Here is a 12,368-nt window from a genome sequence, read left to right on the forward strand (position 1 = left end):
GCGCAAGGCGTGTCGACCGGCCGGTAGCGCCCGCCGGAGACGTCGCGGGCATCACCGCCAGTCCACCTGGGCGGCAAAAAGATAGCCCGCGCCATAGACGGTCTTGATGAGGCGCGGGTTCTGCGGATCGTCGTCGAGCTTGCGGCGCAGGCGCGAGATACGCACGTCGATGCTGCGGTCGAATGGGTCGACGTCGCGCTCGCCGAGCAATTGTTCGCGCGAGAGGATCTTGTTCGGGCGTCGCAGCAGGCTGGCAAGCAGGCCGGCCTCTGCCGCCGACAAGGAGATCTCGCGACCGTCGGGGGCGGTGAGGGCGTGGCGGCTGGCATCGAAGGTCCACCCGGCGAAACGCGCGGTGTTGCGCTCGACCGTCGTGTCGGCGGCCGCCGAGCGCTGATAGCGGCGCAGGATCGAGCGCACGCGGGCGACGAGTTCCCGCGGTTCGAAGGGCTTGACGATGTAGTCGTCCGCTCCCAGCTCGAGGCCGAGCACCCGGTCGGTGACGTCGTTGCGACCGGTGAGGATCAGTACGGCGCACGGACTGCCGTCCTGGAGTTCGCGCACCACCTGCATGCCGTCCATGTCGGGCAGGCCGAGGTCCACGATGCACAGGTCGGGCGCGGACTGGCGGGCGCGGGCGAGCAGTTGTCTTCCGGTGCTGAGGTGTTCGCAGCGAAAGCCGTACTCGCCCATGCTCATGCAGATGAGGCGGGCGATCTCCGGGTCGTCCTCGAGCACGAAGATGATCGGCTGGCTGGCGTCGTGAGTACTCAGGGGCATTGCGGCTCGGACTCCTTGGCGAGGGTAGGGCTCAACAGTGCGGACAGCGTCGCGGCGAGGGCCTGCTGGTCGAAGGGTTTGCGCAGCGTGGGGACGTCGCCCGGGAGGCCGTCGACCGGCGTGGTTTCGCTGGCGTAGCCGGTGATCAGCAGGATCGGCAACCGTGGGCGCAGGGCGCGCGCGCGGCGGGCGAGTTCGCGCCCGCCGATGCCGCCCGGCATCACGGTGTCGCTCACCAGCAGGGCGATGTCGCTGACGTTCTGGAGCAAGCCGAGCGCCTCGACGCCGTTGGCGGCCTCGATGACCACGTAGCCCAGCCCGGTGAGCTGCATGCGCACCACCTTGCGCACCTCGGGCTCGTCCTCGACCAGCAGCACCGGGCCGTCGAGCGCGGGCCGCGACTCCGGCACGGCTGCCGGCGCGGCGCGCTCGACGATCGCTCGCGCGCTCGTCGTCGGCAGCACGAAGCGCACATGGGTGCCGACCCCGGGCGTGCTGCGGATGCGGATGTTTCCACCCGACTGGCGTACGAAGCCATACACCATCGACAGGCCGAGCCCGCTGCCGCCGCCGAAGGGCTTGGTGGTGAAGAAGGGCTCGAATACGCGCTGCAGCACCGCCGGCTCGATCCCCTTGCCCGTGTCGCTGACGTCGATCTGCACATAGTCGCCGGGTGGCAGTTCGCCCACCTTGGCGAGGGCGGGATCGAGCTGGCGCTGCGCGACCGCGATCGTGAGCTCGCCGCCCTCCGGCATGGCGTCGCGCGCGTTGATGGCGAGGTTGAGGATCGCGTTCTCGAGCTGGTGCGGATCGACCAGGGCGTGCAGTGGGTCGGCCGGCAGGCGCAGGTGGATGCGGATGTTTTCACCGAGGGTGCGGGCGAGCAGGTGCGTCATGTTGTGCACCAGGGCGCCGACTTCCACCGCGGTGGGCTCGAGCGTCTGCCGGCGGGAGAAGGTGAGCAGGCGGCGGATCAGCTCGGCGCCGCGGCGGGCCGCCTGCAGGGACGGGTCGACGAACTCGGCGCCCGCGCCGCTGCCGATGCGCTGCTGGAGCGCCGAGAGGTTGCCGATGATGATCGTGAGCAGGTTGTTGAAGTCATGGGCGAGGCCGCCGGTGAGCTGGCCCACGGCCTCCATCTTTTGCGCCTGCACGAGGGCGGCCTGGCTGGCGCGCTGTTCGGTGATGTCGGTCGACATGACGAAGAAGCCCACCGTGCGGCCGTCGGCGTCGAGGTCGGGGACGACCACGCTGCGCGCATACACGGTGCGGCCGTCGGTGCGCTGGCGCGCGTATTCGTAGCTCACCTGTTCGCCCTCGCGGGCACGGTCCAGGTGCGGGCGGATCTGCTCGAAGGTCTCGCGGCCGAACACATCCACGATCCTGCGCCCGGTGATCGAGTCCTTGGCGAGGCCGAACCAGTCCGCATAGCCGCGGTTGACGAAGCGGTAGATGTCGTCGCGGTCGACGTAGGCGATCAGCGCCGGGATCGAGTCGATGATCAGTTGCAGGCGGTTCTCGCTGCGGCGCAGGGCATCGGCGATGTCGTCGATCTCGATGTTGGCCTGCTCCAGGCGCAGGTTGGCGGCCTCGAGTTCGGCGGTACGCTCGCGCACCCGCGCCTCGAGCTGGGCATTCTGCTGCTCGATCACCTCGGCGTAGCGGCGCTGCTCGGTGATGTCGGTCCACAGCGACACGAAACCGAGGTTGGGAATGGGAACGCCTCGCACGGCGAGGATGCGGCCGTTGGGCCGTGCGCGCTCGACGTAGTGAGGCTGGAAGCTCCGCGCAGCGGCCATGCGCTCGCGGATCAGGGTCTCGATGTCACCCGGGCCGTACTCGCCGCGCTCGGCGTTGAAGCGCACGAACTCTTCGAAAGGCGTACCCACCCGGACCAGTGACTCGGGAAAGTCGAGCAGGCGCAACAGCGCCTTGTTCCAGGTGACCAGCTTGGGCGTGGCGTCGAACACGGCGATCGCCTGGTCGAGGAGGTCGAGCCCGGCAAGCAGCAGGTCGTAGCGCCGCCGCTGCTCGGGCGACAGGGCGGAATAGGGCAGACCTTCCTGATCGGCTTTCGCCATGGGGCTGTCTCCGTCGTGGTTCTTGTCCGTGTGATCTTTGCACAAAGCCGCGCAGAGGGCAGCGCACTTCGTCGCGCGGTCGGGATGGTGGCGAATTGTTGACGTTCACGTCAACGGAACTTTTGCGTTCCGCCACGCCGGCTCGCCCCGCGAATCAGCGCGCCCGATCCGCGTGGTCGGCGGCCGCGCCGCGTCGGGGGGCGCGCTGCGCAAGCTGCTGGCGGAAGCGTTCGGGGGATACGCCGGACCAGGCCACGAAAGCACGGTAGAAGGTGGAGGTGTCGGCGTAGCCCAGATCGGCGGCGATGCGGGCGATCGGGTCGGTGGTCTTGGTGAGGCGGGCGTAGGCGATGTCGCGCCGCGTCGCTTCCTTGATGGTGCGAAAGCTCGAGCCTTCTTCCTCCAGCCGGCGGTGCAGGGTTCGCGGCGACAGGTGCAGGCGGTCGGCCACGTCCTCCAGAGCGAGGTTGGTGGGCAAGGCGGCGCGCAGCAGGTCGCGGACGCGGAAAACCATCTCGCGGTCGCGCCGATAGAGCATCGAGATCTTGCCGGGTGCGTTGTCGAGGAAGCCGGCGAGCGCGGCCTCGTCACGGCGTAGCGGCAACTCGAGCAGGTTCGACTTGAAGCGCGCGGTCAAGCGCGGCGCATCGAAGCTGGAGTGCTCGGTATACACCAGCGCGTAGTCCTCGGCGTGCGCCGGGCGGGCGTAGGGAAAGCTGACGTCGTCCAGGGCCAGCCCGCGGCCGGCGAACCAGCTCGCGACCCCGTGCAGCAGCCGCAGCAGCCACTCGTAGGCGAACACCCGCGCGGCCGCGTCGCGCTCGCCTCCAAGGCTGCCGGCGTCCTCGAGCAGGAGTTCGGCGCGGGCGCCCTCGCGCCGCAGCGTGATCCGGAAGCCCGGCAATACGATGCGCAGGAAGCGGATGGCGCGCTCGAGGGCCTCCCCGAGCGTGGGGGCGCCGAGCATGCCGCGGCAGAGGAACTCGAAGCTGCCGCGCGGCATGGGCTGGGGCAGCAGCGCGAAGGCTTCGTCGGCGAGCGCGTCAATGCAAAGGTTGTAGAGCACGGCGTAGCGCTCCACCGGGATACGGCTGGCGGTATCTGCAAGGTCAATGCCGGCCTCGGCGAGCAGCGGGGCCGGATCCAGTCCGCGACGGGGGAACCCGGCGAGCATGCCGGTGACGAAGCCCATGGCCACGGTCGCGCGCCTGCGCCCGGCGCGCACGGTATCGGGCGTCGGCGGCGTGGGGGTTTCGCCGAGGGGGGGCGAGAGCGAGCTGTCGGGTTGTGCCATGCCAAGCTTGGACACGTCAAAGATTGGCGGATTTTGCATGATCGACGTCCGCAAGCGCAATGGCCAACGCCTCCGGCGCCTTCTAAGATTGCAGGGTTAGCTCATCCCAACCGGAGACGATCACATGACCGACCTGAGCGTTGCGCACAAGCTGTCGCCCTACAAGCCGAAGAACAAGGTGCGTTTCGTCACCGCCGCGGCCCTGTTCGACGGCCATGACGCGTCGATCAACATCATGCGCCGCATCCTGCAGTCGACCGGCTCCGAGGTCATCCACCTCGGCCACAACCGCTCGGTGGGCGAGATCGTCAATGCCGCGCTGCAGGAAGACGTGCAGGGCATCGCCATCACGAGTTACCAGGGTGGCCACGTCGAATTCTTCAAGTACATGATCGATCTGCTCAAGGCCAACGGCGGCGAGCACATCAAGGTGTTCGGCGGCGGCGGTGGCGTGATCGTGCCGGCCGAGATCAAGGAACTGCACGCGTACGGCGTCACCCACATCTTCTCGCCCGAAGACGGCGCCAAGATGGGCCTGCAGGGCATGATCAACAGCGTGGTCGAGCGCTGCGACGTCGACATCACCAAGGCCGCGCCGCAGAAGGCCGACGCCGTGCTCAAGGCGCTCGCCGCCGGCGACCGCCGTGCGCTGGCGCAGATCATCACCGCGCTGGAAAACGGCGGCTACGGCGACGACGTCAAGAAGGCGCTGATCGAGGCCGCGGCCAAGACCAAGGTGCCGACGCTGGGCATCACCGGCACCGGCGGCGCGGGCAAGTCCTCGCTCACCGATGAGCTGGTGCGCCGCTTCCGTCTCGACCAGGACGACAAGCTCAAGCTCGCCATCGTGTCGATCGACCCCTCGCGCAAGCGCACCGGCGGCGCGCTGCTCGGCGACCGCATCCGCATGAATGCGATCGAGCACGACAACATCTACATGCGCTCGCTCGCCACCCGTGACACCGGCTCGGAGGTCTCGGCCGCGCTGCCCGAGGTCATCGCCGCGTGCAAGCTGGCGGGCTTCGACCTGGTGGTGGTCGAGACCTCCGGCATCGGCCAGGGCAACGCCGCGATCGTGCCCTTCGTCGATCTGTCGCTGTACGTGATGACGCCCGAGTTCGGCGCCGCGAGCCAGCTCGAGAAGATCGACATGCTCGACTTCGCCGACTTCGTCGCCATCAACAAGTTCGACCGCAAGGGCGCGCAGGACGCGCTGCGCGACGTCGCCAAGCAGTACCAGCGCAACCGCGAGCTGTTCAGCCAGCGCCCCGAAGAGATGCCGGTGTTCGGCACCATGGCGGCGCGCTTCAACGACGACGGCGTCACCGCGCTGTACCAGGCGATCCTGCCGGCGCTGGTGGGCAAGGGGCTCAAGGTCGCCAAGAGCAAGCTGCCGGTGGTGAGCGTGAAGGCCTCGTCCGAAGGCCGCGCCATCGTCCCCGCCGACCGCACCCGCTACCTGGCCGAGATCGCCGACACCGTCCGCGGCTACCACAAGCACGTCGAGCAGCAGGCCCGTGTCGCGCGCGAGCGCCAGTCGCTGAAGATCGCCAAGGGGCTGTTCGAGCAGTGCGGCAAGGACGCTGGCTCGTTTGACGAGCTGATCAACTGGAAGGACGGCGAGCTCACCCCGCAGGCCAGGAAGCTGCTCGAGCAGTGGCCGACCGAGAAGGCGCTCTACGCTGCCGACGAGTACGTGGTGAAGATCCGCGACAAGGAGATCCGCACCCAGCTCACGCACACCTCGCTGGCCGGCAGCAAGATCCGCAAGGTGGCGCTGCCCAACTTCGAGGACGAGGGCGAGACCCTCAAGTTCCTGATGAAGGAGAACGTTCCCGGCTCCTTCCCCTACACCGCCGGCGTGTTCGCGTTCAAGCGCGAGGGCGAGGACCCCACCCGCATGTTCGCCGGCGAGGGCGATGCGTTCCGCACCAACCGCCGCTTCAAGAAGGTGTCCGAGGGCATGCCGGCGCACCGCCTGTCGACCGCCTTCGACTCGGTGACCCTCTACGGTTGCGACCCCGACCTGCGCCCCGACATCTACGGCAAGATTGGCAACTCCGGCGTGTCGATCGCCACGCTCGACGACATGAAGGTGCTGTACGACGGCTTCGACCTGTGCGCGCCGACCACCTCGGTGTCGATGACGATCAACGGCCCGGCGCCGATCATCCTCGCCTTCTTCTTCAACACCGCGCTCGACCAGCAGGTCGCCAAGTTCAAGGCCGACAACGGCCGCGACCCGACCGAGGACGAGTACGCCAAGATCAAGGCGTGGACGCTGTCGACCGTGCGCGGCACGGTGCAGGCCGACATCCTCAAGGAAGACCAGGGTCAGAACACCTGCATCTTCAGCACCGAGTTCGCGCTGAAGATGATGGGCGACATCCAGGAGTACTTCGTCCATAACAAGGTGCAGAACTTCTACTCGGTGTCGATCTCCGGCTACCACATCGCCGAGGCCGGCGCGAACCCGATCAGCCAGCTCGCCTTCACGCTGTCCAACGGCTTCACCTACGTGGAGTCGTACCTGGCGCGCGGCATGCACATCGACGACTTCGCGCCCAACCTGTCCTTCTTCTTCAGCAACGGCATGGACCCCGAGTACTCGGTGATCGGCCGCGTCGCCCGCCGCATCTGGGCGGTGGCGATGAAGAACAAGTACGGCGCCAACGAGCGCAGCCAGAAGCTGAAGTACCACGTGCAGACCTCGGGCCGCTCGCTGCACGCGCAGGAAATGGACTTCAACGATATTCGTACGACCCTGCAGGCGCTGATCGCGATCTACGACAACTGCAACAGCCTGCACACCAACGCTTTTGATGAGGCGATCACCACGCCGACCGAAGAGTCGGTGCGCCGCGCGATGGCGATCCAGCTCATCATCAACCGCGAGTGGGGCCTGGCCAAGAACGAGAACCCGAACCAGGGCGCCTTCATCATCGAGGAGCTCACCGACCTCGTCGAAGAGGCCGTGCTCAAGGAGTTCGAGGCCATCGCCAGCCGCGGCGGCGTGCTCGGCGCGATGGAGACGGGCTACCAGCGCGGCAAGATCCAGGAGGAGTCGCTCTACTACGAGCACAAGAAGCACGACGGCTCCTACCCGATCATCGGCGTGAACACCTTCCTCAACCCGAAGGGGCAGGCCCAGCAGGAGATCGAGCTTGCCCGCTCGACCGAGGAAGAGAAGCAGTCGCAGCTGAAGCGCCTCGCCGATTTCCACGCCCGCAACAAGGCCGAGGCCCCGAAGTGGCAGGCCAAGCTGCAGCAGGCCGTGATCGCCAACACCAACGTGTTCGAGGTGCTGGTCGATGCGGTGCGCTACTGCTCGCTCGGCCAGATCACCGAGGCGCTGTACAAGGTCGGTGGTCAGTATCGCCGCAGCATGTAAGCAGACAGGTTTCCTCCCCCTCTCCCAACTGGGATACGGCGCTTCGGCGCCGTTTTTTTTGGTGCGCCCAGTATTTCAATGGGGTCTGACCCCATTGAAATCGGGGGCTAGAATGCGGGCTCGTTCGCCCTCGGTCCGACCCGCCATGAACCTGACCACGCCCGCACTGCTCTTTCCGGCGATCTCGTTGCTGCTGCTCGCCTACACCAACCGCTTTCTGACCCTGGCGCAGGTGATCCGCCAGCTCCATGCCTCCACCGACCGCAGTGCGCCGCTGGTGCAGTGCCAGTTGCCCGGCCTCAAGCGCCGGATCGTGTTGACGCAGTACATGCAGGGCTTCGGCGTGCTGAGTTTTCTGCTGTGCGCACTGTCGATGTTCGCGCTCTTCGTCGAGGCGCAGGCCGTGGGGCAGTGGATGTTCGGCATCAGCATCGTGATCCTCGCCCTCTCGCTGGTGCTGTCGCTGATCGAGGTGCTGATCTCCACCGAGGCGCTGTCCGTGGTGGTGCGGGATCTGGAGCAGGCAGGGCGCACGGCCCGGCCTGGCTGACGGAGGCGACCGGGCCAGCCGTGGGGCTTCAGCGGCTGGTGAGCTTGAGCTCGATGCGGCGGTTGCGCGCGTAGGCTTCCTCGGTGTTGCGCGTGTCCAGCGGGTGGAACTCACCGTAGCCGGTGGCGGCCAGGCGCTGCGGCGGGATGCCTTGCGTGCGCAGGAACTTGACGATGGCGAGCGCGCGCGCGGTGGAGAGTTCCCAGTTCGAAGGGAAACGGGCGGTAGCGATCGGCCTGCGGTCGGTGTGGCCGTCAACCTGGAGCACCCAGGGCAGATCGGATGGGATCTCCGCGGACAGCGTCTTGAGCGTCTCGGCCAGCCGGGTGAGCTGGATCATGCCGTCGGCGCTGACCTCGTCGGACGCGGTGGGGAACAGCACTTCGCTCGAGAACACGAAGCGATCGCCGACGATCTGCACGTCCTTGCGGTCGCCGAGCACGGCCTGCAGGCGACCGAAGAATTCCGAGCGGTAGCGCGCCAGTTCCTGCACGCGCGCGGCGAGCGCGAGGTTGAGTTCGCGGCCGAGCTCCTCGATCCTGAGGTCCTTGTCCTTCGCAGCGAGCTTGGCCGCGTCGAGCGCGGCATTGAGCTGCTCGAGCTGCTCGCGCACGGCGGCGAGCTGGCGGTTGAGCAGTTCCACCTGCGCGATCGCGGCGGCCGACATCTCCTGCTGCTCCTTGAGGCCGCGCTCCGAGGTGTCGAGCGCGCTGGCGAGGCGCGCGGCTTCGGCCTCGAGTTCGGCCTTGAGCCGCTGCAGGGCGGCGATGTCGCCGGCGAGGCGGCCGGCCTCCTCGCGCTGCGCCTTCGCTTCATCCTGCGCGGCGTGGAGTTCGTCGCGCGCGGTCAGCAGTTCGGTGGACAGGGCCTCGCGTTCGCGCTCGGAGCCTGCGAGCGAGGCACTGAGTTCGCCCACCTGCAGGTCCGCGCGCGCGCGCGCGGACTTTTCCAGGCTCAGGGTCTGCGCCAGCGCGGCGAGCTCGGCATTGAGCTGGGCGAGCGCGCGGTCGCGGCCGCTCACGGCGTCCGCGAGCACGAACTGCCCGATCACGAAAATCAGGATCACGAACACCATCACCATCAGCAGCGAGGCGAGGGCGTCCACGAAGCCGGGCCAAAAATCCATCGGCCGGCGACGGGCGAGGCGGGCCATGGCTTACTCGGTCCGGTTGGTGCCGGTGCCGCCGAGGGCGGCGCCGATGGTGCGCGACAGCAGGCGCAACTCGGCGCGCAGGTCCTCGGAGAACTGCGCGCCCTGGGCCGGCTGCTGCGCGAGCTGGCGGATGAGGCCGCGCAGGTCGTCCTGCGTCGCCGACAGCGCCGAGAGATCACGCGATTCGCGGGTGATGAGGTCGGCGAGGCGGGTGAGCTGGTTGTTGAGTTCGCCGAGGTGCTCGGCGGTGGCGCGACGCTCGCGCTCGGACTCGACCGCGGAGCGCTGCATGCGCTCCATGCTCTCGGCAGTCTGTTCCAGCAGGGCCTGCACGTAGGCCGGGACGTTGCCCTCGGCCTCCATGCCGACGCCCGAAGGCAGCTTGGTCATGTGCGACAGCCATTCCTCGAGCTCGTTGTAGAAGCGGTTCTGCGCATGGCCCGACTGCAGGTCGAGAAAGCCGACGATGAGCGAGCCGGCAAGGCCGAACAGCGAGGTCGAGAAGCTGGTCGCCATCCCGCCCAGGGGGGCGTCGAGCTTGGTCTTCAGCGCCTCGAACATCGCCACCGGGTCGGTGCCCACGCTCATGTTGCCGATGATCTCGCCGATCGAGCGGATGGTGGTGAGCAGGCCCCAGAAGGTCCCGAGCAGGCCGAGGAAGATGAGCAGCCCGATCAGGTAGCGCGAAAGGTCGCGCTGCTCCTCGAGGCGGATCTGCACGCTGTCGAGGATCGATCGGGTCGAGGTCGGCGAGAGATGGAACTGGCCGCGCTTGCGGCTCGACAGCAAGCGCGCCATCGGCGCGAGCAGCACCGGGCGCAGGCCGCCCTGCAGCGCATCCGCGTCGGTGCTGCGGAAATCCTCGATCCACAGCACTTCGCGCTGCAGGCGCCAGACCTGACGCAGGTTGACCACGATGCCCACCGCGAGCACGAACAGGATGACGCCATTGAAGGCGGCGTTGGCGATGAAGGCGTGCTTGAGCTGGGGGACGAGGGCGGCGGCAAGTACGGCCACGAGGGCCAGAAAGACTGCCATCCAGGTGGTGACGTGGACGGGTTTGGTGAATTCCTTGCGTTCCATCGTTGGCGTTTCCCCGTGTGCGTGACGTCTCGCCCTGCCCCATTCCGGGCGCTTGCAAGGCCGGCAGTCTAGCGCGAATCCGGCAGAATCCCGAAGAAATCGCGCGCCGCATGATGTGGATCATGGCGGGGCGTCGCGCACGCAGGATGATTGGCAGCAATCGTGTTTCCGAAGCCCGAAGACGCATCATTCAACACAAACAACAAATGCAGAGTGCGTTTCTTACGATGAGCGGATCTTTTGCGGTGCGGGCGGCGCTGGCCGCTGTGATCGGCCTCGCGGGCACATGCGCGCAGGCAGGCGGGGCCGGAGACCAGGGTCCGGTACCCTGGTCCTTCAGTGGTTTCGGCACGCTCGGCGCCGCGTACCACGACGAGCCCGACACGCGCTTCCGACGCAGCATCGACCAGCGCGGCGGCGCGCGCGCCGGCCACCTCGAGGTGCGCAGCGACAGCCTGCTCGGCGTGCAGGTCAATGCGGCGCTCGACCCACGCTGGTCGTTGATGGCGCAGGCGGTCGCCCGCCAGGGAGTCGATCGTCGCTGGACGCCCCAGCTCACCTGGGGCTTCATCAAGTATGCGCCCAGCGACGCGGCCGAATTCCGGCTCGGCCGCATGGCGGTGGACATCTACCTCGACGGCGATTCGCGTCATGTCGGCTACATCTACACGACGGTGCGCCCGTATGCGGATGTCTATGGTCGGCTGACGCTGGACACCTTCGACGGTGCGGACGCCAGCTTCCAGAGGATGCTCGGGCCCGGGCAGCTGCGGTTCAAGGTCTTCGGCGGACGCACGCGGGGGGACATCTACCTGAACGGGCTGGTCTATTCCCTCGAGCGTGGGCGCACATTCGGCGCCACGCTGGACTGGGTTGGTCCGGAGCTGAGCCTGAAGCTGTCGTGGGGCAGCATGATGACGACGCGCGACAGGCAGAACGAGGCCGTCGCCGCAGGTCTGCGCGGGGCCGCCGGTTTGTCGAGCGATGCCGCAGCGCGGCTGGCCGAGATCACCTCCACGGCCCGTACGTCCTACCTCGGGCTGGGTGTCGGCTGGGAGCGCGGCCCCATGTCGCTGCAGCTGGTGGGCACCGACATGAAGGTCACCGTCTATCCGGGCTTCGAGGGTTGGGGGCTGGGAGCGACTGCGGCGTACCGCGTCGGTGACTGGAAACCCTTCCTGACCTACTCTCGCAGCATCATCGATCCGGTGCCGCGCCGCCTCGAACTGCCGGCGGGCGGGGGGAGTGCGATCGATGCGTTGCGCGCCGGCTGGGAGAACCTGAACGCCTTCGTCCGCCACGACCAGCACACCGCCGGCATCGGCGTACGCTATGACCTGAGCGCCAACGCCGCACTCAAGCTGCAACTCGACCGCGTCGATGCCAAGCGCTCGTCCTCCTTGCTCGACGACGCGGGGAACCGCACCGGTGCGCGCAGGTTCATGCTGTTCTCGGCGTCGCTGGATTTCGTGTTCTGAGGGGATCATGCGGAAATCCATGATCCTGACGGCGATCTCGGCGTGCCTTGGCCTCCTCGGCGTGCTCGTGGGAGCGTCGGCGCACGCCGGCGGCATCGTCGTCGTCGCGCATGCCGACAGCGCGATCGGAACGCTGAGTCGCGAGCAGGTGACGCACATCTTTCTCGGTCGCATGAAGCGGCTGCCCAATGGCGTGCCGGTGACGGCCGTCGAGGTCGAGGCCCTGCGGGAGCGTTTCTACAAGCGCCTGATCGGCCGTGACATGGCCGAGATCAACGCCTACTGGGCGCGTCTGCGGTTCTCCGGGCGCACGCAGCCGCCCCAGCGCCTGGAATCGAGCGAGGCGGCACTCGCGGCCGTGCTCGCCGATCGCAACGCGGTTGCCCACCTGGAGTCCGATGCGCTCGATCCACGCGTGAAGATCGTGTTGCGCCTGGACCCATAGGGCGTAAGGTCCCGCGCCGGGGCGTACCGCTGCAACAATTCAGTACATTCCGCAAACAGTTGCGCAAAAGTGGCTTGCCACACTCCAGCCTGAACTGGATCGGACGCGTGAGT

General features: G+C 67.7%; 9 protein-coding genes. 4 read left to right on the plus strand and 5 right to left on the minus strand.

Features of this window, described 5'->3' with window-relative positions; translation table 11 throughout:
• Positions 1 to 51: 51 nt before the first annotated feature.
• The 3 genes from AAG895_RS04485 to AAG895_RS04495 all read right to left on the minus strand — a co-directional run bounded on the left by AAG895_RS04485 (position 52) and on the right by AAG895_RS04495 (position 4,053).
• A complete protein-coding gene (locus AAG895_RS04485) occupies positions 52 to 780 on the minus strand; it encodes a response regulator transcription factor (RefSeq protein WP_345794357.1) in 729 nt (242 codons plus the stop codon).
• Positions 771 to 2,861, minus strand: a complete 2,091-nt coding sequence (locus AAG895_RS04490) for a PAS-domain containing protein (RefSeq protein WP_345794358.1) — start codon at positions 2,859 to 2,861, stop codon at positions 771 to 773. The genes AAG895_RS04485 and AAG895_RS04490 overlap by 10 nt, the downstream gene beginning before the upstream one ends.
• Positions 2,862 to 3,015: 154 nt before the next feature.
• Positions 3,016 to 4,053, minus strand: coding sequence for an AraC family transcriptional regulator (locus AAG895_RS04495; RefSeq protein ID WP_345795225.1), 1,038 nt, complete (start codon positions 4,051 to 4,053; stop codon positions 3,016 to 3,018).
• 226 nt (positions 4,054 to 4,279) lie between these two features.
• Here AAG895_RS04495 and icmF point away from each other — a divergent pair, with 226 nt between their 5' ends.
• Both icmF and AAG895_RS04505 read left to right on the plus strand, forming a co-directional pair.
• On the plus strand, positions 4,280 to 7,546 hold the full coding sequence (gene icmF / locus AAG895_RS04500) for a fused isobutyryl-CoA mutase/GTPase IcmF (RefSeq protein ID WP_345794359.1): 3,267 nt from the start codon (positions 4,280 to 4,282) through the stop codon (positions 7,544 to 7,546).
• 145 nt (positions 7,547 to 7,691) lie between these two features.
• Positions 7,692 to 8,096 (plus strand): DUF2721 domain-containing protein, encoded by a 405-nt coding sequence (locus tag AAG895_RS04505; RefSeq protein WP_345794360.1) that lies wholly within the window; start codon positions 7,692 to 7,694, stop codon positions 8,094 to 8,096.
• A gap of 28 nt (positions 8,097 to 8,124) precedes the next feature.
• On the opposite strand, the gene AAG895_RS04510 is transcribed toward AAG895_RS04505, so the two are convergent.
• Entirely contained in the window at positions 8,125 to 9,249 is a 1,125-nt protein-coding gene (locus AAG895_RS04510; protein ID WP_345794361.1) for a peptidoglycan -binding protein, read from the minus strand.
• 3 nt (positions 9,250 to 9,252) lie between these two features.
• Positions 9,253 to 10,332 carry a flagellar motor protein MotA gene (locus AAG895_RS04515; protein ID WP_345794362.1) on the minus strand — a complete coding sequence of 360 codons (1,080 nt, stop codon included), beginning with the start codon at positions 10,330 to 10,332 and terminating at the stop codon, positions 9,253 to 9,255.
• Positions 10,333 to 10,559: 227 nt separating this feature from the next.
• Between AAG895_RS04515 and AAG895_RS04520 the strand changes: the two genes are divergently transcribed.
• Together AAG895_RS04520 and AAG895_RS04525 are read left to right on the plus strand one after the other, a co-directional pair.
• Positions 10,560 to 11,810: a porin gene (locus AAG895_RS04520; RefSeq protein WP_345794363.1), complete on the plus strand. Its 1,251-nt coding sequence runs from the start codon at positions 10,560 to 10,562 to the stop codon at positions 11,808 to 11,810.
• A 19-nt stretch (positions 11,811 to 11,829) separates the two neighbouring features.
• Complete coding sequence (locus AAG895_RS04525; protein WP_345794364.1) at positions 11,830 to 12,255, plus strand: hypothetical protein; 426 nt, start codon at positions 11,830 to 11,832, stop codon at positions 12,253 to 12,255.
• Positions 12,256 to 12,368: the final 113 nt, after the last annotated feature.

It is taken from the genome of Thauera sp. JM12B12 (assembly GCF_039614725.1).
Taxonomy (GTDB): domain Bacteria; phylum Pseudomonadota; class Gammaproteobacteria; order Burkholderiales; family Rhodocyclaceae; genus Thauera.

Excerpts from the sequence above, each read along its gene's own strand:
- icmF (WP_345794359.1), top strand. The coding sequence starts at position 4,280 with ATGACCGACCTGAGCGTTGCGCACAAGCTGTCGCCCTACAAGCCGAAG.
- AAG895_RS04525 (WP_345794364.1), top strand. The coding sequence starts at position 11,830 with ATGATCCTGACGGCGATCTCGGCGTGCCTTGGCCTCCTCGGCGTGCTC.
- AAG895_RS04510 (WP_345794361.1), bottom strand. The coding sequence starts at position 9,249 with ATGGCCCGCCTCGCCCGTCGCCGGCCGATGGATTTTTGGCCCGGCTTC.
- AAG895_RS04485 (WP_345794357.1), bottom strand. The coding sequence starts at position 780 with ATGCCCCTGAGTACTCACGACGCCAGCCAGCCGATCATCTTCGTGCTC.
- AAG895_RS04490 (WP_345794358.1), bottom strand. The coding sequence starts at position 2,861 with ATGGCGAAAGCCGATCAGGAAGGTCTGCCCTATTCCGCCCTGTCGCCC.
- AAG895_RS04505 (WP_345794360.1), top strand. The coding sequence starts at position 7,692 with ATGAACCTGACCACGCCCGCACTGCTCTTTCCGGCGATCTCGTTGCTG.
- AAG895_RS04520 (WP_345794363.1), top strand. The coding sequence starts at position 10,560 with ATGAGCGGATCTTTTGCGGTGCGGGCGGCGCTGGCCGCTGTGATCGGC.
- AAG895_RS04515 (WP_345794362.1), bottom strand. The coding sequence starts at position 10,332 with ATGGAACGCAAGGAATTCACCAAACCCGTCCACGTCACCACCTGGATG.
- AAG895_RS04495 (WP_345795225.1), bottom strand. The coding sequence starts at position 4,053 with ATGGGCTTCGTCACCGGCATGCTCGCCGGGTTCCCCCGTCGCGGACTG.